Raw genomic sequence first — 23,112 nt, forward strand, 5'->3', positions numbered from 1 at the left:
TGCGAACGACCGTAGGAAGCGTGACAATCTAGGAAAATAATAAAAAAATGCTATGCATTTTTTACTGGATTGCTTCGTCAAATTACTTCGTAATTTTCCTCGCAATGACGAAAAATCACACTTGGTTTAATTTGAATAATATTTTATTTATTTAAAATGTTTAGGAAATTTTTATTACCTTATGTTTTTGTCGTAACATTTTTCTTTGCACCTATAAGCGAAGCAAAAAAAGCCGTAAAAAATACCCCTAAACCTCCTGTTCAAACTAGTTTAGTAATTGATGCAAAAAGCGGTAAAGTGTTGCAGGCCCATAATTCACAAATTCGGATTTACCCCGCTTCTTTAACTAAGCTAATGACTCTATACTTAATGTTTGAAGCAATTGAAGCCGGTAAGTTACCTTTAGATAAAAAATTACTTGTATCAGCAAAAGCTTCAAAAATGCCGCCTTGTAAGCTGGGTTTAAAAGCAGGGGAAACTATAACCGTTCGAGAGGCAATTAATGGATTAATTATAAAATCTGCTAATGATGTTGCTGTAACGGTTGCTGAGGGCATGAAAGGTTCAGAGAAAGCTTTTGCTCATTTAATGAATGTTAAAGCTAAACAGCTCGGTATGAAGAATACCTATTTTAAAAATGCTTCAGGTTGGCATGACCCATTGCAGCAAACTACCGCAAGAGATATGGCTAAACTTGCTATGGCTTTGAAGAGAGATTATCCTAAATTTTATCCGTTATTTGCTAAAACCAGCTTTGTATTTCGTGGAAACGTAGTAAACGGACATAATAGGGTTACTAAAAATTATCAAGGTGCAGAAGGGATGAAAACAGGTTTTCATACACCGGCAGGTTATAATTTAGTAACTACTGCTTCTAGGAACGGTAAATCATTGATTGCCGTTGTTACAGGCGGTAAAAGTGCCGCATCTCGTGATCAAAAGATGATGGGGCTACTAGATCAGCATTTTAATATTAAGCCTATAGTCCCTAAACCTTCAATCAAGCTTGCCTCTAATAATAAATCTACTACAAAAGCTAAATCAAAAATAATAAAGAAAAAGAATATGCGTAGTTGATATGTATCGTCATTGCGAGACCACAAAGTGGTCGTGGCAATCTCATGAGGTAATGCAAAAACTCCTGAGATTGCTTCGTCGAAACTTAAGTTGCTACTCGCACTGACGTTAAAAATCGAGCCATGCAACAACGCCTACGACTACTGACGATTTAATATTCACACATCTTTTAAGGAGTTACTGCCAATTTATACTTTAAATTTACAAGTTTTATATGACAATTAATGCTACATTTATTGTTTTTTGTAACTTTATTAGATGAAGATTTTTTAGAGTTTTTAGCTAAAGTTTTACTTTGTGGTTTTTTTAGATTAATATTTTTTAGAAATTTCTCAGTTTCATTAGGTAAATATTCTATTTTTACTTTAGTTATACCTTGATTTTTAAATGCTAAAATTTCAGCCGCTTTTTGAGAAACATCTATTATACGATTTTTCTTAAAAGGACCTCTATCATTAACCATTAAAATTACTGCTTTATTATTGGCTTTGTTGGTAACTTTAACTAAGCAAGGGAGCGGCAGAGTTTTATGTGCAGCAGTTAATAAATTTCTATTAAATCTATCGCCGTTAGCTGTTTTTTTGCCGTGAAAACCGTCTTTATGTCCACCGTACCATGAGGCATAACCTGTTTCGGTAAAAGATTTAGGGTTATGAGGTTTGTAAGTCTTTCCTTTTATTTTATAATTTTTACCGACTTTATAATGTCCTTTATAAGTGAGATTATGAGGATCATCTTTTGATAATTCTTTGTAAGAATATTTGTGGGAATAAGGTAATCTTTTTGAGGTATTACAACCGCTTAGACCGAAACAAAAAATTAACAAAAGTAATAAACCCTTTGCATAACGTGCTCCTAAAGGTAATTTGTATACCTTTGATATTTCAAGATTTGGTACGTCACATTTCGGGATTCTCCTGTGTTCACGTATTTTTATAAGCTGTGCAGGCTCACCACTTATTTGATTTCCAACTTTTGAAACATCTGCGGTATACGTCAATCCGGTACTCGCATCCTCACGTATTAAAGTGTACGCTGCGGTGCTACATGCCATGTTGCCTTCAAATTTCTCTTTATTAGCTTCATTCTGCAAGAGGTCTAATTTGAATTTATGATTCTTCACTATTATCATTATTTGTGTTAAAGTTATTCATTATTTTAGCGTAACACACAACTTTTTCAACACCTTTTATTTTTGATGCAATAGAAGCAAGCTTTTCTAGCTCTTCTTCTGATCTTGCAACTCCAAATAAATAAACAATATTATCTATAGTTAGAATAGTATAATTAGCAAATTTAATGTCTTTGCTGACTAAATTTTTAGCTTTAATTTGCGTGGTTATCATACTATCTTTAGTATATTGGGCTAAGTCAAAATTATTACTGTTTTTATTTACTTTCAACTCATTAATAACTTCTTTTACGCTTTTTTGATTCCAAGCAATTTCTACGGCTTTTAACGCATCAGATTCTTTTTGAATATTTCCTGTTAATAATACTCTTCCTTGTGATACTTCAACCTTTATTTTAGCACCTAAATCTCTAAAATTATTTTTTACTAAATCAGCTTTAATGTTGGCAGAAATCCTTGCATCATTTAATGTTTCAGACATTGGTTGATCTTTTGAAGCAACAATGCCGGTAGTGGTTGCTACGGTAAAAATAGCAGGTAAACAAGCAGATAGACTAAAAGAAAGAGCTATAAAAATTAGAACTCGTAATATCATAACAATAGTACCATACGATTTTTAAAAAGATTGTATTTGTTCAAGAATTAACTGTTTGTTTATTATAGTACCGGACAATTTTTAAAAAGCCATCGGTGTTATCTCTGTGAAAGCAGGGATCCAGTGCTTTTCTGTGTCATCCCGCGACTTGATTGTGGGATCCAGCTTAAAATACTAATATTATTAGTATTTTAAATTGTTTGTATGGACCCCGTCGTCAAGCCACGGGGTGATACAGTGGATTTTACCGGTCCATGCAACAACGCCTACGCGGTAATGACATAAAGTAAAAATAGTAAGGTATTATATATCATATCTTACTATCCGGTAATTTATTCTTTAATAAAAGAGGTAATTGCAGTAAAATAAATATAAAAGTAATAGGGATTACACCGAATACTTTGAATTTTACCCATGTTTCATCTGAGTAATTACGCCAAACTACTTCATTAATTACAGCCATAAAAAAGAAAAAAGCCGCTGTTCTATAGCTTAAGGTTATCCAACTTTCTTCTTTAAGACGTACTATACTCTCTAAAGCATATTTGATAAAAGGATTTTTTCTTATACCGCTCATGAGAAATATTATTCCAAAAATAACATATAATATAGTAGGTTTGATTTTTATATACATTGAATCGCCGCTAATTAAAGTAATGCTTCCTGAAACTAATAAAACAGTCGTAGAAATAATAGAAAGCTTGGATACTTTCTTATCTATAACATAACAAAGGGTAATACAAATAACAGAGGTAATAAGCATATAAAGAGTAGCGTGTTGTATACCGCCTCCATAAAAAAAGCCTGCAAAAAATGCTATTACCGGACCAATTTCTGATAAAAGTTTTAACATATTTAATTTAATTGTTCTCTTTGATAAAATTAATTTGATTCATTTTTTTGTACTGATATTAAGTTATTTTGGGAATATCTTAATTTTATTTGTATGACAATATTTATCAGTAATATAGTAGTAAAATAAGCCAGTACTTGTAGCCCGTTAGGTCTTGCAATATAACCGGTAACAATATGTAAGATTTTACCTATCATACTTCTATCTGCTACTAACCATGAACTATCCCAAAGTTGATCGGATAAAAACATAACTAGACCGGAAGAGGTTAAAATACCTGCAGCACTTGCTGCAAATCCGCCTGCTATTAGCATTAATAATACGGTAGAGATTTTAAAAATATATTTTTGATTAGCAATCTTAATGAAACCGAAATATATTACTAAACCAAGTAAGAAGCCACTTGTAGCACCTATTATCACTCCTTGCAAGTAAATACTGCTTGATATTGTTTCAACTGAAGATATGCTATATACTAAAATAATAATTTCTGCACCTTCTCGTAATATAGTAGTGGCAACTAAAAAAAACAACATGAAATAACTGGCATTACCTTCATGAATTTTTACTGATAAGTCGTTTATATGTTGCTTTACTTTTATACCGTAACCTTGCATCCATATTATTGTCCAGCTAATCAGAATTGTTATTAGTATCATAATTCCGGAATCGAATAACTCGTCGCCTATTCCGCCAAAAGATAAAGATAATTTACGTGTAAAAAATGCAAAAATTGAAGCAAATACTACTCCAAGCATGACTCCAGCAATAATATAAAGACGAGATTTTTCTATTTGTTTTGTTACGACGAGTATTATACCAAGTAATAAGGATATTTCTAAACATTCACGAAACACTACTAAAGCAATTTTAAACATATTTTTTATCTAATCATTAACAATTATAAGACCCTGAGCTGTATCTGGATGAAAATCTCCAAAAAATCATATTTTCCGGACTTGAGAGGTGCAAGTATAATATGTATTGACTCATTTGGCATAACTATTTTTTCACGATGTAAATCATGACTTTCAAACTCTTCTACCGTATCATCTTCATTATGAACAATTAACCTTATCTTAGTCGATTTTGGTACTTCAACTATATTCGGAACAAATTTATGATCTTGTATAGCTATCTTTACTTCTAATATATTATCGTTTGTTTTATTATAGGAATTCTTACTTGTATAGATATAAATAATTACTGCTAAAAATATTAAACCTACTAATATAATAATATTTTTGTTTTTTTTAATAATTTCCATATTATAATTAAAGTTTAAAGTAAGATGCTTATATACTCGTTTAATTTGAGTTTTAAATTTTTAATAATTACAAAATTTATCCTGCAATTTTTATTAATGCTATAAGATATACAATTATTATCATTATGACAAGGATAGATAATAAAATATAATTTTTTTGTCTTTGAATTTTATTTTGTTTCATATTTATTTAATTTTGTTTAAAGTCTCTTAGTTCAAGCAAAAGATATTCATTTATCGGTAACGATTCATGAGAAATAATTTTATTTATGTTAGAACCTAAAGTTTTAAATGTTTTGCCTTCAGCAATAACACTGCGTGTTCCAACCTTTACTTTACCTTGCAAGGCGTAAGAAAAAATTAAAGGATATGTAATATCGCCGATTTTCATATCTATTTGTTGTCCTTTTGCTTTTGAATCATATAGTATTTTACCGTTTGATAAGCGAGTAATTTTCGCATTAAAGCTTACTTTTTCACCACATAATAAAGGCACACGATACGCTATCTCATCGTCATAAATTTTCACTTTATTACTTTTAACAAAATTTTGCGGTAATATGGATTTTAAAATTACATTAACTTTATAATTATAAGCATCATCGAAGATAATATTATTACTATTATTAACGGCATATTTTGCCGGAATAATAGCTTCTCGTGCTTCTCCTACCATCATACCGATTATTACATTATCTAAGCCAAGCATTACAGGAGCAGAGCCTAAAGTAAAAGTCTTAGTATCTTCAGATATTAAAGTATTGTTCATATCTGATATTTGATAAAATACGGTAACTACATGTCCGCAAGAAGCGGGACCGATATTACCGCTACCGAGCGTATTAATTTTGAACAGTGTTTTTACTAAATCCTTACGTACTTCAATAGTGTAATCATTAGGATTGATAGGTCCATTTAACGGTTGTAAAATATTTTCAAAAAATGCTTTCCCTTCTTCGGTTTTAAGAGCATTGATTACTATTTTTGAAACCGTACGTTCAAATAAGTTGCCGTTTAATAAAATAGGAGGTTCATTATTTATACTAATTTGGTTTTCATCGATAGATGAATTATTTGAAGCCGTTTGCTCTACAGTTGTAAGATTATTGTTGTCGGGAGATATTTTTAACTTTACTATATTGTAAAGTATTAGAATTACAATTATTAAAGATAAAAATTTTTGCATATATATAATATTTTAGTATAACAAAGTTTACTATAACAATCAATTACTTAATAATCAAATGAGAATAAAAATAATTTGATTAATAAAAATAATTGATTTAAATTTAGATGCAGAATTTTATAAATATAGTGGTGAAAAGTGAAAAAATTTATATTTTGTTTTTTATGTTTATGGACATTAAACATATTTGCTGCCTCTAAAACTTATCCTAATAAGCTTAATCGTTGTAAAATTACTAGAAATATATTTAATGATTATGAACCAAAAGTTTTTGAAACTACTAATAATTTATTACGTAAAACAGGAAGATTATCAAAATTTTACGGTGAAAGGATATTAATTAAAGGAAAAGTATTAGATCAAAATTGTGTACCGGTTACGGATGCTAAAGTTTATTTATGGCAAGCAGGAAGCGGTGGTAAATATCCTTACGAACCTTTAAAAACTAGAGTTGATAAAAGAAGGTTTACAAGTAAAAGCGATTCAAGTTTTACCGGTTCCGGTATTGCTACTACTAATAATAAAGGAGAATATTACTTTATTAGCATGTTACCTTATAAATCTTCTCGTTATTTGAGAAGTGCAAATATAAGAATAGAGCATCCTAGTCTTACTACTCTCGAAACACGCTTAGACTTATCTGATCAAAATATGTGTGATAATGAGTGCGGTGAAGTAAATCCGATATTGATCGAACCGCAAGAAAATATGCCATCTTATTGTTTTGACTTAGTTTTGCAAGGTACGACACTTAAGAGGTATTGATACAGTACGTCATTGCGAGGAAAATTACGAAGTAATTTGACGAAGCAATCTCAGGATATTTGATGAGATTGCCACGCAGTCTACGACTGCTCGCAATGACGTTTTGCCTCTTTCTGCGGTGCTTCTAAAGGCTTTTTTATACCACAACTACATAATGTAAGTGCTAATACGAATAAATAAAATGTCTTCATTACTATAAATTATTATATGACCTTAAGAAAGTATAATAAATATCTTATATATATTATAGTATTTTTATTATCTATAATAATTTTTATTCCTAAAATTCATGCCAAGCTCTATGAGCAGCCTAAGGATAAATTAGCATTTTTAAGAGGTTCAAGTGTTCCTGATAATATAATTTTTTTTGATGAAGAAAAAAATCAATATTCTCTTGATCAGTTTGAAGGAAAGACTATATTGTTAGTGTTTTGGGCTACTTGGAGTGCTCCTTGTGTCAAAGAAATGCCTGACCTTGATATGTTGCAAAAAGATTTTAGGAAATTACCTTTTTCAGTAATTCCGATTTCAGAAGATTATCAAGGCATAAAGGTTGTGAAAGAATATTTTAAAAGCTATCAAATAAGATATTTGCCGATTTATCATGATTATAGAAATGAATTATTTAAAGCCTTAGGGGTTGTTAGTTTACCGACTAGTATATTAATAGACCCAAACGGCAAAATAGTAACTAGCTTTATCGGTAATACAAATTGGTATGACGAAAAAGTTAGAGATACTATTTTATCTGCCATTTCCGGAAATTATCCTGAACCTAAAAATAGTTATAACGAGCAATCTCTGAATAAACCGGCTAAGCCTTTGCCGCCAATAAAAAAGGATGCTCTATAGTAACTCCAAGTAAATAGACTAAGTGTAATTTGGAAAAGAGCAAGGAGTCTATAAGGCGAGGAGCGGAGCGTATGCTTAATAGGTGAGTACCGCAGATCTTATAAGACAACATAGCCAATTTTTCAAATTAAACGAGTATATTAAATTAAAAATGAGTAAAATTAATGAATGAAGTAAATAAATCAACTATGGCGAATGCTGAATTTGATCAGATAATAACCAAACGGCAGATAAGTAAATTAGATCAATTATTTGCTTCGGTTTTTAGTAATTCTAAAGAGGTGATTGCCGTTTTACGCCTTAGCGGTGTTATCGGTAAAGTAAGTACTATGCAATCGGGACTTACGTTAGAATCATTAAATGAACTAATAGAAAAAGCTTTTAAAATAAAGAAATTAAAAGCATTATGTTTAATTATTAATTCTCCCGGCGGTTCTCCGGTACAATCTGAACTTATTGCAAAACGTATTCGTGACCTTGCTAAAGAAAATAAAATAAAAATTTATAGTTTTATTGAAGATATGGCGGCTTCAGGCGGATATTGGCTGGCTTGCAGCGGTGACCGGATATATGCTTTGCCGAGTTCGGTTATCGGTAGTATCGGAGTAGTATCAAGCGGATTCGGTTTTCATGAAGCAATTAATAAACTTGGGATAGAGAGAAGAGTTTATACGGAAGGCAAGAATAAATCAGTATTGGATCCGTTTAAACCTATTAATAAAGATGATCTTAAAATTATCAAAGATTTGCAAAAGCAGGTTTATGAACATTTTATAGAATATGTAAAAACAAGAAGAGCAGGGAAGTTAACTCAGCAAGACGAAATTTTATTTAACGGTGAATTTTGGGCAGGGCAAACAGCGCTTGATTACGGCTTAATTGACGGCATAGGTGATATGTATAGCGTAATGAAAGAAAAATTTGGTGATAATGTTAAGTTTCAATATCTGTGTGCTAAGCAACCTTGGCTTAAAAAGAAACTTGGCATAGGAAGTAAGATATTAACCGATAATCTTGCTAATTCTTTAATTGATGCGGTAGAAAATAAAATTATTAACGATAAATTTGATATGAAATAATATGACAATAACACAAGTTAAAATTAAAAAACTAGAAAATTTTTCCGGCAGTCTGCCGGAATATGCTACAGAGCATAGTGCAGGGATGGATTTAATAGCCGCAAACGAGCAACCTATAACAATAAAAGCAGGCGCAATACAGCTAATTCCAACAGGCATCGCTATAGCACTACCGGATTCGTTTGAAGCCCAAATAAGACCCCGTTCGGGTCTTGCCGTTAAACACGGTATCACGGTTGCTAATTCACCCGGTACTGTTGATGCAGATTATCGAGGTGAAATAAAGGTCATTCTTATTAATCTCGGTAAAGAAGATTTTATTATAGAAAAAGGCATGCGAATTGCACAGATGATAATCGCAAAGTACGAACGTATATTATGGGAAGAAAGTAATAGTCTTATAGAAACGATGCGTGGTAGCGGTGGCTTTGGTTCTACGGGTGTTTAGTGGGTCTCTATGTCATTCCCGCCTACGCGGGAATGACATAAACAAGCCATGCAACAACGCTTTTAGTAGCTCGTAATGACTATTAGGTATCCACGCAACAAATCATAAAACTTATGAAAATCACAATAAAATTATTAACTTCTATATTATTGTTATTAGCTTTGAAAGTACATGCTAATTCTGATTCTGTAGATAATGTTAAGCAAGTTTTTACCTATATAGATCAAAAAAATTGGTCACAAGCCGAAGATTTAGCTCTAGAAGTAAATAATAAAACTTTAACAAAAATTGTACTTTCTCAGAAATATTTAGATAATAAATATGCAGATAATAGTTTTGAACATGTAATAAGGTTTTTATGCAATAACCCGGATTGGCCTCAAAATAAGCTGCTTGAAGAAAGAGCAGAAGAATATCTAAATAATAATACAAATAAAAAAGTAATTGTTGATTGGTTTAGTAAACATCCTCCTCTTACCGGCAAAGGTTATAAATTTTATGCGGCAGCTGCAAGTAGTTTAATCAAAGATCAGAAGATATTACTACCTATTATTAAAGAGGCTTGGGTATACGCCAATTTTACTCCTGAAGAAGAAAATGCATATTACAATAAGTGGCATAAATATTTAACTGCGAGTGATCATTTAGAGCGAATAGAAGAACATTTATGGAAAAATGATATTAGATCTGCTGAGCAATCCCTGAAATATGTAGAGCAAGGTTACCGTAATTCTTTTAAAGTCCAAATTGCGATTATAGGTAAATCGCCAAATGCTGAAAAGCTTTTTAAAAGTGTTCCTGAAAAATACTATACTTCCGGTTTATTATATCATTATTTAGATTTTAAAAAAATGCAAAAGCCAACAAAGGAAATTATTACTTTGTTTAAGAAAGCTAAAAATAACCGTAAACATTTTGCTAAATGGTGTCGGATTCAGTCCTATTATGCTCGTGCATTCATCGATTACAAAGATTTTGCTAATAGCTATAGAATGGCAACGCTTCCTTTTGCTACTTGTCCTGAAACTATAAGGGAGCAGGAGTGGCTTGCGGGCTGGCTTTCTTTAAGTTTTTTAAAAAAGCCTGATCAAGCATTAGTACATTTTAATAAGTTTATTAAAGTGGTTAAGACTCCGATTAGTTTGGCACGTGGGTTTTATTGGCTCGGTCGTACTTATGCAGCAAAAGGCGATAAGCAAACGGCTAGAAAATTTTACGAGCAGGCAGCTAAATATTCTTTTACCTTTTATGGGCAGGTAGCAAATATTGAATTAAATAGGACAAAGTTAGTTTTACCTCCTATTCCTGTAATAACTTCTGAAGAAAGGAAAATTATAGAAAATAAAGAGATTATTAAAGCAATAAGGTTATTGGTTAAATATAATAAAAACTACTTAGCCCTGATATATTCCAAAGCAGCAATGAAAAACACTAAAAATTCTGCAGAAATTCAAATAATTGCGAATATTATTAAAGCAAATAATAATACTAATCATATAGTTGAGGTGGCAAAAATTGCCGCCCAAAATAATGCTTTTATTCCGGATTGTGCTTTTCCAACGCCTTATAATCTAGTAGGTTTGCCTATCCCACCTCATTTAACTTATGGAATAATTAGACAAGAATCGGTTTTTGATCATAAAGCAGTAAGTTATGCAAATGCTATGGGTCTCATGCAACTTATTAAAGGTACTGCTTGTGATACCGCAAGATCCATAAATGTTAAATGTAATGTAGCAGACTTAACTAGAAATCCGGTATATAATATTAAACTTGGTTCGTATCACTTCAAAAAATTATTAGATGATCATAAAGGTTCTTATATTCTATCCATTGCTTCTTACAATGCCGGAAGTCATAATGTAGTAAAATGGATAGATAGGTTTGGTGATCCAAGGGATATAAAAGATACAAGAAAAGTTATTGACTGGATAGAACTTATACCTTATCGAGAAACAAGAGATTACGTTCAAAGAGTACTTGAAAATGTTCAGATTTATCGGGTAATCTTAAATAAGAATAGTAGTTTGTACTTTAAGCGTGATTTACATGCTTGTGATATAGCAAAAAGTTAATTTCTATTAGTGTTTTATTTTAACATACAGTAATATATAAGTATAACATGGACACTAATTAAAAATATGAATTAAGGAGGAGAGTATGAAAAAATTAGAGCAACACTTTAAAAAATATCGTAATGATACCGATATTCAAGTAAAGAAATATAAAAACGATCTTAATGTAATCGGCATTAGATATGACCATAAATTTGCACATGTTGCAGTTCCAAACCATGCTACCGGCGGGTTTGAATATTTTAAATGGGATTGGATGACAAGCATTACAGGTAGTCATTCAGAAATAGTAACAAGATTTAAGAAAATAGTAAGCATTTTAAAAGAAGCTAAAAGTAACCCAGCCCAGTATGAAAACTTAGTATCTAACTTGGATGCTAGTACTAAAAATGCACTTGAGGTTACTATTAAGAGTAATAATATTACTATACCGACACAAGACACTAATAAGGTAATGTCAGAAATATTATCAGGAATGCAAACATGGCTCGATACAAAAAGTCATATCCCTATGGACCTTAAACAAAAATTCTTAGATTTAGGTTCTAATCATTTAGAACTATTCATAAAAGCTGCTTATAACAAATTTAACAATACGTGGCTAGTTAAAGAGTTTGTTGATAATGCTGTAAAAACTGGAGAAGAAGGTAGAAAATATCTAGCCGATTGTGATTGTAGTTCAACTGACCAGCTATGGACAAAGCTTGTTGAACCTATAATAGAAAACCTTAGAATAAGCGAAAATTCAACTGATAAATCTGAAGATGATGAAATATCAGAGGCTTCGGCGAATAAACTTGGAGCAAAAGTAAAGACTTTAGCACTATCTAATACTCATGAACTACCAGCACAAAAAGAAGCATTAAAGCTTGTATATGATATGAGGAAAGGTAATATAGATAAAGCAACTGTTGTTAAGAACATTAATTTTTTTGGTCAGGACGATACTTTATTAGGTTGGTTTGTAGAATATAGTGGCCTTACTATTGACCAAATCAAGGCTAAAGCAGTAGAGATTACCGGTGATGATGCTGATTTTTATTTAGAATAGTTTCTTAAGGTTATTCTCATTTTCTATGTCATTTCTGTTCCCTTTTATGTCATCCCTAGCTAAAATGGGAATCCAGTGCTTGCCTCTGTCATAGCGTGGCTTGTCCACGGTATCTAGAAAAAATAAAATAAAGACTGGATGCCGTGGTCAAGCCACGGCATGACATAGTAGGTTTACCTGTTCATATAACAATACCTATCAATTATATTCATGATTCTTAAAAATATATCTTTACTAATAATATTATTTTTTTCAATATCAACTTTTTCTGCTGGTCATAGTCTAAAAAATATCTCTATTACTGTTGTTGCTCCGGCAACAGGAGTGGATAATAAAACCTTGTCGGATTTAAAAAATATTAATGGACTAAATTTACAAATTTCTTCTAAGTGTTTTGCTAAAGGTAAGCTACCCTTTCTTGCAAGTAGCGATGAAGTAAGATTTAATTGCCTGCGGGATGCATTATTTGATGAGTCTGATAATATAGTATGGAGTTTACGAGGTGGTTACGGCTCTGCGAGAATAATTCCCGATTTACTAAAGCTATCAAAACCAAATAAAGAGAAATTCTTTATAGGATATAGCGATATAACGGCGTTACATCTTTTTCTATCACAAGAATGGGGTTGGAAAACTATTCACGGCAGTAATATAGCCGATCTCTTAAAGCCGGAACAAGATCAAGGTAATTTTACCAAGCTTGCTGAAATATTAAAAGGTAAAGTAAAGCAGGTTACTATAGATAATTTAGTGCCTCTTAACGATATAGCAAAATCAAGTGATCTTGTTAACGGCAAACTAACAGGCGGTAACTTAACTATGGTGCAGACTAGTATAGGAACGAGTTGGCAAATAAAGACTAAGGGCAAAATTCTTTTTTTAGAAGATGTGAATGTAGCTCCTTTTAGATTAGATCGTGAGCTTTTACACTTAAAGCAAGCAGGATTACTTGAGGATGTTAAGGCTATAATATTTGGTTCATTTGGTAAAGATCTTGATGCCACAATGTTAGTGCTTCGTAATTTTGCAGATAGTTTAGATATACCGGTATTTAAAACAAATAGATTCGGTCATGAAAAAATTAACGATCCGATTATTTATAATACGAATAGTAAGATTATTAAAAGTAAAGAATTTAAGTTAGTGATGGGGTTGTAAGCACTATTGAGCAGTTGCTAAGTCGTCATTGTGAGCGACTGAAAGCCTTGTTGCATGGTTTGTTTATGTCATTCCCGCGTAGGCGGGAATCTAGGGTAAAGCGAGATAAATCGAGCTTTAAAAACAGTTTTAAAGTACTGGATTCCCGCCTACGTGGGAATGACATCGAGTCTGACACCCATGCACCTGCGTAGGAATGACATAATTAGCCTATCGACTCAAATGCAAATAATCATTATACTTTGATAAATTCAAATCATAAGAAAAGAATTGATTTGTAATATAATGTTCAAGTAATTTTACTAATCCTGCTTTATGTCTATTTAAAGTCTCGATGCTTAAAGCTATTTCCGTTGTGTGCACATAAGGTTCGGTACTAGTTATTTTTACGTAGGCGATAGTAATATTGTTATTCATAACTGGATTCCCGCTTTCGCAGGAATAACACAAAAGGGGCTGAGGATGACATAAAAGGGACAGAGAATTACATTTCGTAAATCCGTTTTCTAGTAACATCAAACTTTCTATGATAAGTTGCGGAGAGAGTCCAAGTTCTATTTCTTTCTTAGTCGGAATAGTACCGGTCTTATAATCTAGTATAGTTATATTGTTTGATTTACTTATTTCAATTCGGTCAGCTATACCGATTATTTTTATATCTTGACCTACAATATTTAGCCGTAACTCCCCTTTAGTTTCAAAATAGATTTCTTTGCAGTTTTTTCGGCGTTCTATATCAAATAAAATAAAAGCTTTGCTGAAAGCCATGAGTTTTATTTGCCAAGTCTTTTTTGTGTAGCTTGGTAAAATAGTGCTATATAAAATATGATTACCGATATTTATTAAAGCATTTTGTTTGTCAAGCAAATTTAAATTAATATATTGTTTGTCGTAATTTTTAGAATATTCCTCTAAAACTTTATGAATCAAATGACCGAAATCCGATATTTTAGGCTCTTCCCATATATGATCTTTTTTACGTAGTCCAAGAATTTTCTTAGCATAAAAACCGTATGGGTTTCTTATTAATGTTTCTATTTCGGTTACTGATAAGGTGGTTGGGAAAGAGGGGCTGTGGATCTCAATACTCTTGTCATACCGTGGCTTGACCACGGTATCCATATAATTACTGGACCCCGTGATCAAGTCACGGGGTGACACAGAACCTTTTTCTAGCTTCAAAAATAAATTACTCGGCACTGACAGTTTCCCATCATATTTTTTAGCATTCAGTATAACTATTTGCTTATTTTGTAGAAATAAATTGAAGTAATCTGAATATAGAGTAGGGGCGATTTCATCGTAATCTATATTTAGTATCTGCAAGGCTTTCTTGCTAAGCCATGGGTGAGCTTTAGCACTAAGTGTCCAGTTTTCATTATTAAAATGCGGTAATATAATTAAGTCAAATTCACATAATGCTAAATCTTCAGGCCGTCCTATAATAATACTAGCAGCGTCGGTATTTTTGTAATATTTGATATTAGAAAGTAAAAAAGAAAAAATTTTAGGAAAATCCTTTTTATCCGTTGAATTTACATATTTACTATATATGGTTAATTTTGTTAAAAACTCAAGTAGTTCTGCTCCTCCTTCTTTTTCCCAAATAGTAGGCAAAAGTTTTTCAGTTATTTCTTTAGTTAAGGTTAGAATAGCTTGTATATTATGTGGAGTATCGGTAAATAAAATATCTATTAAGTTACGGCAATACTCTCGTATATCCTCATTATCAAATTGTAATTGCAATAAATATTTCGGTGAGGATATAAAACGGTTTTTATTAGATAGCATTAACTCTAACTGCTGCACAGTAGGGCAGTTAATTAAAGGATTTTTAAGTAATAAAAATAGAAGTTTTAAATCAAAATTATTACATAATATTTTAATAATGGAAGTTAGTAATTCACCTATATTAGTAAGCCTTAAGTCATTACCTAGTAGATCTTCATATTTGTCTAAAAAATTACAATATACTCTTTTAAGCTTATTATTATTTGTAACGATTGCAATCCGTCTGTCTTTATTACGGCTACATATATAAGCTATTTGTTTAGTTTCTTCATAAATGTCATTAGGTTCATAATAAGATATACCATAGCTAATCTGTTTGGAGGCAGGATTATAGTGAATTATGTAATCTTTTAATTCTTCTTCAAATCTTTTTAAAAAAACATTAGGCTTGAATATTCCAGCGAGTATTACCTGCTTATGTCCCGTTTTTATTTTTATTATTTCTTCTTGTAATAGCTTTAATTTATAAACTGCTTTAGTTTGTTTTTGAGTAAACGATATTTCTTCTTGCCATCTTAAAAAGCAATATGCTAGAAATTTATAAATCTTTTGCCAATAGTTAGAATTGTTATAGACTTCAATTAATTTTATATCGATATTATTGATTATAAGATCATTAAACAATTTTCTTAAAAATTCTGCAGCTTTTAATGATTCATTTTTATTAAAAGGTAATTCTTTATATTCGGTGATAATGGATGATAAAATAAGTAATTCTTCTATTTTAGATATATAATCCGAATCGGTTTTTTTTGAAATAAGAGAATTAAAAGGAATAATAATAGGTAATTTAATTTTATATTTATCGGTTAAAATCTTCTTTAATTCTAGGCATGAGAAATTATTAGGCAATATTATTTGAACTTCTGTATCTTTACCTAATTTATCAATGATATACTCAGCAAAACTTTTCAAAAAAGAATAATCAGCAGTCATAAATAATGTTTTTGATGATAATATAGCAGATCAAAGGTCCGAAATCTTATTTAAAATGATAATATAGTACAAATAAATAATATTTGATTATTAGTTTCTTATTAAATATCTTTAAATATATTAATTTAAATTTAATAAATAAGGTATCATAAAATTTTTATTATATTATTTACTATTATAATCTCTATAACATCACGAGCTTATGCTAATAATTTAAACTCACATATAGCTTATTGTGATAATATACAAGTAGAACAACACGAAGATTTTGTAATACAAAAATTGGTTAAACTATTTGTGACTGAAATGAATTGTATTATTAGCGGCTGTTTACCATAATGGGATGTGCAAGATAATCGGGTAAAATATTCAATTGCTTGGCAAGAACAATGTGGACCTGTAATTTATGGTCAGTATCAACTAGAAGACAATGGTAGAGTTTCTACTTTCGTATATGAACGCTCTAAAAATTCCGTATGTTGTTGGCCGCTTGGATATGAATATAATAAAGCGTTTGTAATATGTTCATCTAATGATGTGAAAAACTAATATTTACTTACTAACTTTTACGAATTCTTTAAATAATTCTAAATCTACTCCATTATCGTTAAGATATTCAGGATGCCATTGAACGCCGATAACAAATTTATGTTTCGTTGATTCAATGGCTTCAATTATACCGTCTTCTGCTGTTGCAGATACGATAAGATCATTACCAAGTTGTTTAGCAGCCTGGTGATGAGTCGAATTAACCATAGTTTGTAGCTGATTATTAGCTATTTTAGCAAGTTTAGTATTTGCTTCTATATTAATTGCATGCGAAACGATGTTTTTAGGCGAAGGTTGTGTATGATTAATTACAGTTTCAATATAATCAGGAATATGTTTAATAAGCGTACCCTTAAAAATAATGTTTAATAACTGCATACCTCGGCATATTCCTAAAACCGGAATATCTCTCTCTAATGCTTTCTTTAAAACTAATATCTCAAAATTATCACGTTCTTCATTGGAAACTACTATATCTTCGGTGTATTCCGGCTCATAAAATTTAGGATGTATGTCCTCATCACCGCCTGGCATTACAACACCATCAACAAGTTCCATAAGCTGATTTATTGTATCACTTTGATAAGGTAATAATAGCGGTACACCGCCGGCTGCAATAATCGCATCGGTATAGTTTCTTCGCAAGGCGTACCATGGAAAAGCAGCGTAAGTATATTTTTCACAATTTTGAGCTAAATCAGGTGTAACACCTATTATCGGTTTTTTATACATTTGATTATCGTTTTATTATTTTTCGGTCAGCTATGTCATTCTTCATAGTACCGGACAGTTCATAAAGGTCCCGTCATTGCGAGCCAGCATTTATGCTGACGTGGCAATCTCAGGAGTTTTTTTATATTATCTTATGAGATTGCCGCGTCGTTGCTAACGTAACTCCTCACAATGATGACTTGGCATCCACGCAGCAAAGTCACTATTACCCCTCAATATGTGGTGGTGTTTCAAAAGTATGGAACGGCGGTGGTGAGGTAAGTGTCCACTCTAATGTGTCTGCTCCTTCTCCCCAAGGATTGTTTGGACAATCTTTGCCGTATTTTAGCGTATAGAAAACGATAAATACAAAATAAAGGGCAGCAAACATAGAAATACCTGCTCCTATCGACGAAACCATATTCCAGCCGGCGAAAGCTTCAGGGTAGTCCGGTATTCTTCTTGGCATGCCCGCAAGACCTAAGAAATGCTGCGGGAAGAAAGTTAAATTAACGCCTATAAAGGTAATCCAAAAATGAATTTTGCCTAAAATGTCCGGATATTGTTTACCGGATATTTTGCCAAACCAATAATAAAAGCCTGCAAATGCCGTAAATAAAGCACCGAGCGACATCGTATAATGGAAATGTGCAACAACATAATATGTATCGTGCAGAACTCTATCAAGTGCCGAATTTGATAGGATTATGCCGGTTACGCCGCCGATCGTGAATAATATAATAAATCCTATCGAAAATAGCATAGGAGTTGGGAATGTAATCGAACCACCCCACATAGTCGCTATCCAGCTAAATATTTTAATACCCGTCGGAACTGCTATAATCATTGTTCCGGCAGTGAAATATATAAGTGCATTATAAGAAAGCCCAACAGTAAACATATGGTGAGCCCATACGATAAATCCAACAAAGCCTATTATCACCATGGCCCCGATCATACCTTGATAGCCGAATATAGGTTTGCGTGAAAAAGTTGAAATAACTTGACTTACTATACCAAAGCCTGGAAGTATTACGATATATACTTCAGGATGACCGAAAAACCAAAATAGATGCTGAAATAATACAGGATCACCGCCGCCGTCAGGCTTAAAGAAAGTAGTTCCAAAATTACGATCTGTAAGTAGCATAGTAATAGCTCCACCAAGTACCGGCATCGCAAGAATTATTAGAAATGCGGTAACTAAAATAGACCAAACGAATAACGGCATCTTGAAAAGCCCCATTCCTGGAGCTCTCATATTAAAGATAGTAACGATTAAGTTAATTGATCCAAGGATTGACGATAGACCGGTTAAATGTAAACTGAAAATAGCCATATCAACGGCTGCACCGGGGTGACCGCTTAAATTACTTAAAGGAGGGTAGAGCGTCCAGCCCGTTCCTGGCCCACCGTCAACAAAAGCTGAGCCCATAAGTAAAAGAAAAGCAGGAACTAGTAGCCAAAAACTGATATTGTTAAGGCGTGGAAATGCCATATCGGGAGCCCCTATTAACAGAGGTACGAAATAGTTACCAAAGCCGCCGAACAAAGCCGGCATAATCATAAAGAATACCATAATAACCGCATGTGCTGTGATAAGCACGTTATATAGCTGGAAATCATGATTTAAGAAAGTGCCGCCGGGCATTGCAAGCTCTAACCTAAAAAGCAGTGAGAACAAACCTCCGACAATTCCAGCAAAAACGGCAAATATGATATACATAATGCCGATATCTTTGTGATTGGTAGAAAAAAGCCATCGCCTCCAACCGTGTGGGGTGTGGTGGTCATCGTGATAAATTTCGGTAGTAGTTATATCCATAATTATTATTCTGCCTGTTTTAATTTTTCGATATCTGCTCCAACAATTGCCGGAATATTCCGAGTGATTTTATCATAATCCCAATCTCACCATTTAATTTCAAGTAATTGCTCAAATATCTCATCAGGAAATCTATAGCGTACTATCTTTGCAGGATTACCGACAACAATACTATACTAGTACCCATAGCAATAGCACAAAATTTTCCTATAATCAATTTAACAAAATAAGCTCCTCTAACATTTTCATATTCAAATTTCTCAGGGTGATTAGCGTCATGGTAATAAGTGTAATCTCCGACTATTATATTTGGATTATGGATAAAATGTTTTAAAAATATCGTTTCTTTCGCTTGTTTAGGAAAAAGCTGGGGATAAGGGTTATTGTGGTTAGTCATATTAAAAAATTTAAAGTAATAGTTTTAGTTTATAAAATACTTTCGTTATAAATTACCCTGCTTCTTTACCTGCTGAATCATCACTACTGAATAATTTCTTGATGTCGATTAGAATCGGTTATATCGTTTAGTAATTTATCTAGTTCAGATATTTTTGTATTATAATTTCCCATAGAACTTCTAAATATAATTAGTTAGCTGCCAATTTTGGCTTCTTGCCATTCATAGCAGTCTTATTCTTGCTTGCAATCCAATTGTCGAAATCCTCTTTACTTACTACTTCTATAGCAATCGGCATGAAGCCATGATGGATGCCGCATAGTTCGGAGCATTGTCCGTAATATACGCCTTTTTTAGCCACTCTTGTCCAGGTTTCGTTTATTCTGCCTGGGACTGCGTCTATTTTAAACCCAAGTGATGGAACGGCAAAACTATGTATTACGTCACCTGCGGTAATGAGAAACCTTACGGTAGCATTTTCAGGGATAACAATTCGATTATCAACATCTAATAATCTTTTGTGGTTAGGTTTTAAATGCTCATCAGAGATCATTACGCTATCAAATTCTAAATTATCATGATCAGGATATATATAATGCCAATACCATTGATAACCTACTACTTTAATAGTTAAATCCGTTTCGGGTATTTTTTCGGCATGACGCAATATTTTAAAAGACGGCACTGCAATAATAACTAAAATTATTATAGGTATTACAGTCCAAATTATTTCTATTAAAACATTATGTGAAAATTTTGCTGGTACGGGATTATTTTTTGCATTAAATCTGATGCATACAAAGCCAAGTAATCCGGCAACAAATAAAACAATAGCTGTTGAGATATAAAGCAGAAAATTATGAAAATGATGTAATTCCTCCATAATCGGACTTGCCGGCGGCTGGAACGTTACTTGCCAAGGTAACGGCTCGGAAGCAAAGCAATTATTGCTAACAATCAAAAAACAAATTAAAGCAATAGACATTTTTCCAAATTTCGCTTTTGGAGGTAATTTATACGTCAATCCGGTACTCGCATCCTCACGTACGCTTTTGTACGCTGCGGTTCGAGGAGAAGTGTCTCCTTTAAATTCCTCTCTATAAGCTGGTTTGGCAAGATGTCTAATAATATTTTTCATAGCACATATAAAGTTATTTATATTTAATATAAATGGATATACAGTTTTATTAAAGTAAAAATCGATAAATTTTTGTAAAAACTACATATTTTTAATAATATTTTAGCTAGAAAGTGTACCTATATTAGGATGTTGCAGTAAGTCAATAACTTCTATTACTTTCGCATTTATTAATTTTGCTTGAATTTATTTATTAACTGAGGATCGTGCTTTGTTACGGCGATTACAGAAGGACAAATATTTTGCACTAACCGAGCGTAATCATTAAAATCTTTTAGTTTAGGTAATATAAGTACTTTATCAACAAATGTGAAAGAACTTAAAATTTTTGCTCGTTGTAATTGATTATGGATAGGTTGACGTTTTTTATATTTAATAATTGTTTCATCCGGCTCTAAAGCAACGATTAAGTATTTACCATGTTTTTTAGCTTTGCGTAGAAATTCTATATGACCATAATGTAATAAATCAAAACAACCGCCTACTAGAACTATTTCACTATTTATAGGACAGTTTTTATTTAAAGAAATATTCTCATAATATTCTATTTTGGGTAATTTGACAGTATTATGGCTAGATGAGTAGGACATAAGATTGATAAAAATTAATAAAAAATTAATAAAAATATGAAAAGTCTAGGCATAATATTTATCTATATAAGTTAATAAGAATTAACTTATATAAAAAATTAAATTTTAATCAATAAAAAACTAATAAGACAGAAATAAAACAAAATTTTACAATTTTCTATTGTAATTTGTTTGTATGTAGTTCATATTATTACTAGTAATAAAAAATTGATTCAAATATAATCTTCAGAGCAATTTTAATGAATGATACCGCACTATCTTATGATTTTAATGGCATATTGCCATCATCTTTTATTAGTGTACGTCTCAGGAAAATCCTCACCTCTGCCTCCTTATTATTATTTATAGGATTAGTTGTTTTTGTCTCTTTTGCCGTTAATAATTATGTTAACGACACTTTATCCATAACTTTAGTACAACCTGATAATAGTGAAGAAGAAACAATTTCATTTAAAGAAGTAGTAGTAAAAAAAGGCGATACTATAAAGTCAATTTTGATAGAACAACGTATCCCTAAAAATGAAATAGACAAAATTATAAGTTTAATAAAAGAGGGAAAATTATCTTCTGCTCTTAAAATAGGGCAGCAAATTACTTTTGAATATGAAACAAAAATTACTGAAAACGAGGATGAAGATTTAACCTCAGAGGTAGCATTCTTAAATAAAATCGTTATAATTATCGATAAGCTAAAAACTATTGAAGTAATTAGAGAAGGTGATAATTTTAAAGTTGAAGAAATTGTAGTACCTTTAAGTAAAAAAGTTGCTAAATCGTCGGTAAGTATTGAAGCAAATTTTATGTCAGCTCTTAAAAAACTGGGCTTATCGGATAACAGTATAATAGAGCTGATTAATGCTTATGCTTATCAAATCGATTTTCAGCGTCAAATAAAAAGCGGTGATACTGCAACCGTAATAACAGAAAAATACGTAACGGAAGACGGTAAATTTTCCCACCACGGTAAAATTCTATATGTTTCATTAAATCTTTCAGGGAAAGAATATAATATATATCGTTATTCTCATGACAATAACGCAAATAATCATGCATTTTTTTCCGAAGACGGTAAAAGCGTAAAAAGAAGCTTACTTAAAACTCCGCTAAAAGTTATAAAAGTTTCTTCACATTACGGTAATAGAAAGCATCCGATACTCGGTTATACTAAAATGCATAAGGGGGTTGACTTTGCAGCTCCAACCGGTACGCCTATATATTCCGCAGGAAACGGAGTTATAACAGAAATAGGTTGGAAGTCGGGTTATGGAAAATTTATTCAGGTAAAACATAGCGGTACGCTATCTACTGCTTATGCGCATGCTTCAAATTTTGCAAAAAATTTAAAAGTGGGAAGTATCGTAAAACAAGGACAAATCATCGCATATGTCGGAAGTACCGGCAGAGCTACAGCTCCACATTTACATTATGAAGTTAAAATTGATGGTAAACATGTTAATCCTATGTCAGTTAAAACAACACCGGGTATAGAATTAAATGGAAAAAATTTAGAGAAATTTAAACAATTTAAAAAAGAAATAAAAACTTTAAGTGTTAAGCTTGATAAGGAATTGCAAGCTGATAAAGCAGCCACAGTTTCATTGTAGGGTGAATCCTTGTCATACCGTAATCAACTTGTT

Annotated in this window: 19 protein-coding genes and 2 pseudogenes; 9 read left to right on the forward strand and 12 right to left on the reverse strand. The window is 31.9% G+C overall.

Annotated features, from left to right (window positions below; all coding sequences use genetic code 11):
- Nucleotides 1-156 precede the first annotated feature (156 nt).
- A complete protein-coding gene (locus RJP_RS02865) occupies nt 157-1,077 on the forward strand; it encodes a D-alanyl-D-alanine carboxypeptidase family protein (protein WP_014120741.1) in 921 nt (306 codons plus the stop codon).
- A gap of 169 nt (nt 1,078-1,246) precedes the next feature.
- Here RJP_RS02865 and RJP_RS02870 read toward each other — a convergent pair whose 3' ends face one another.
- From RJP_RS02870 to RJP_RS02895, 6 genes and pseudogenes are all read right to left on the reverse strand, one after another.
- Complete coding sequence (locus tag RJP_RS02870; protein ID WP_014120742.1) at nt 1,247-2,209, reverse strand: septal ring lytic transglycosylase RlpA family protein; 963 nt, start codon at nt 2,207-2,209, stop codon at nt 1,247-1,249.
- Complete coding sequence (locus RJP_RS02875; protein ID WP_014120743.1) at nt 2,187-2,804, reverse strand: BON domain-containing protein; 618 nt, start codon at nt 2,802-2,804, stop codon at nt 2,187-2,189. Before RJP_RS02875 ends, RJP_RS02870 begins: the two co-directional genes overlap by 23 nt.
- Before the next feature lie 310 nt (nt 2,805-3,114).
- A complete protein-coding gene (locus tag RJP_RS02880) occupies nt 3,115-3,657 on the reverse strand; it encodes a septation protein A (RefSeq protein WP_014014235.1) in 543 nt (180 codons plus the stop codon).
- Nucleotides 3,658-3,686: 29 nt separating this feature from the next.
- Nucleotides 3,687-4,535 (reverse strand): FTR1 family protein, encoded by an 849-nt coding sequence (locus tag RJP_RS02885; protein WP_014120744.1) that lies wholly within the window; start codon nt 4,533-4,535, stop codon nt 3,687-3,689.
- A 9-nt stretch (nt 4,536-4,544) separates the two neighbouring features.
- Nucleotides 4,545-4,924 (reverse strand): annotated as a pseudogene (locus RJP_RS02890) (cupredoxin domain-containing protein).
- A gap of 190 nt (nt 4,925-5,114) precedes the next feature.
- The gene (locus RJP_RS02895) at nt 5,115-6,110 is read right to left on the reverse strand and encodes an FKBP-type peptidyl-prolyl cis-trans isomerase (protein WP_014120746.1); all 996 of its coding nucleotides are present in this window, start codon (nt 6,108-6,110) and stop codon (nt 5,115-5,117) included.
- A 138-nt stretch (nt 6,111-6,248) separates the two neighbouring features.
- Between RJP_RS02895 and RJP_RS02900 the strand changes: the two genes are divergently transcribed.
- The 7 genes from RJP_RS02900 (at nt 6,249) to RJP_RS02930 (ending at nt 13,538) form a co-directional block, all read left to right on the forward strand.
- On the forward strand, nt 6,249-6,875 hold the full coding sequence (locus RJP_RS02900) for a dioxygenase family protein (protein WP_014120747.1): 627 nt from the start codon (nt 6,249-6,251) through the stop codon (nt 6,873-6,875).
- A 207-nt stretch (nt 6,876-7,082) separates the two neighbouring features.
- Nucleotides 7,083-7,727: a TlpA disulfide reductase family protein gene (locus RJP_RS02905; RefSeq protein ID WP_014120748.1), complete on the forward strand. Its 645-nt coding sequence runs from the start codon at nt 7,083-7,085 to the stop codon at nt 7,725-7,727.
- A 164-nt stretch (nt 7,728-7,891) separates the two neighbouring features.
- Nucleotides 7,892-8,806, forward strand: coding sequence for a S49 family peptidase (locus tag RJP_RS02910; RefSeq protein ID WP_014120749.1), 915 nt, complete (start codon nt 7,892-7,894; stop codon nt 8,804-8,806).
- A gap of 1 nt (nt 8,807) precedes the next feature.
- Nucleotides 8,808-9,254, forward strand: coding sequence for a dUTP diphosphatase (gene dut, locus RJP_RS02915; protein WP_014014242.1), 447 nt, complete (start codon nt 8,808-8,810; stop codon nt 9,252-9,254).
- Nucleotides 9,255-9,367: 113 nt separating this feature from the next.
- A complete protein-coding gene (locus RJP_RS02920; protein ID WP_014120750.1) occupies nt 9,368-11,329 on the forward strand; it encodes a lytic transglycosylase domain-containing protein in 1,962 nt (653 codons plus the stop codon).
- An 85-nt stretch (nt 11,330-11,414) separates the two neighbouring features.
- Nucleotides 11,415-12,380 carry a hypothetical protein gene (locus RJP_RS02925; protein ID WP_014120751.1) on the forward strand — a complete coding sequence of 322 codons (966 nt, stop codon included), beginning with the start codon at nt 11,415-11,417 and terminating at the stop codon, nt 12,378-12,380.
- A 210-nt stretch (nt 12,381-12,590) separates the two neighbouring features.
- Nucleotides 12,591-13,538, forward strand: coding sequence for an LD-carboxypeptidase (locus RJP_RS02930; protein ID WP_014120752.1), 948 nt, complete (start codon nt 12,591-12,593; stop codon nt 13,536-13,538).
- A 210-nt stretch (nt 13,539-13,748) separates the two neighbouring features.
- Here the strand turns inward: RJP_RS02930 and RJP_RS02935 are convergent, their stop codons facing one another.
- From RJP_RS02935 to RJP_RS02965, 6 genes and pseudogenes are all read right to left on the reverse strand, one after another.
- A complete protein-coding gene (locus RJP_RS02935) occupies nt 13,749-16,265 on the reverse strand; it encodes a PD-(D/E)XK nuclease family protein (protein ID WP_014120753.1) in 2,517 nt (838 codons plus the stop codon).
- 552 nt (nt 16,266-16,817) lie between these two features.
- A complete protein-coding gene (locus tag RJP_RS02945; protein ID WP_014120754.1) occupies nt 16,818-17,546 on the reverse strand; it encodes a gamma-glutamyl-gamma-aminobutyrate hydrolase family protein in 729 nt (242 codons plus the stop codon).
- A gap of 205 nt (nt 17,547-17,751) precedes the next feature.
- Nucleotides 17,752-19,350 (reverse strand): cytochrome c oxidase subunit I, encoded by a 1,599-nt coding sequence (ctaD, locus tag RJP_RS02950; RefSeq protein ID WP_014120755.1) that lies wholly within the window; start codon nt 19,348-19,350, stop codon nt 17,752-17,754.
- 5 nt (nt 19,351-19,355) lie between these two features.
- A pseudogene (locus tag RJP_RS02955) lies at nt 19,356-19,747 on the reverse strand (LbetaH domain-containing protein).
- Between the two features lie 190 nt (nt 19,748-19,937).
- Nucleotides 19,938-20,885 (reverse strand): cytochrome c oxidase subunit II, encoded by a 948-nt coding sequence (gene coxB, locus RJP_RS02960; protein WP_014120756.1) that lies wholly within the window; start codon nt 20,883-20,885, stop codon nt 19,938-19,940.
- Between the two features lie 170 nt (nt 20,886-21,055).
- Nucleotides 21,056-21,475, reverse strand: a complete 420-nt coding sequence (locus RJP_RS02965; protein ID WP_024704528.1) for an adenylyltransferase/cytidyltransferase family protein — start codon at nt 21,473-21,475, stop codon at nt 21,056-21,058.
- 239 nt (nt 21,476-21,714) lie between these two features.
- Between RJP_RS02965 and RJP_RS02970 the strand changes: the two genes are divergently transcribed.
- Nucleotides 21,715-23,079, forward strand: a complete 1,365-nt coding sequence (locus RJP_RS02970; protein WP_014120757.1) for a M23 family metallopeptidase — start codon at nt 21,715-21,717, stop codon at nt 23,077-23,079.
- Nucleotides 23,080-23,112: the final 33 nt, after the last annotated feature.

The sequence above is a fragment of the Rickettsia japonica YH genome, assembly GCF_000283595.1.
GTDB lineage: Bacteria > Pseudomonadota > Alphaproteobacteria > Rickettsiales > Rickettsiaceae > Rickettsia > Rickettsia rickettsii.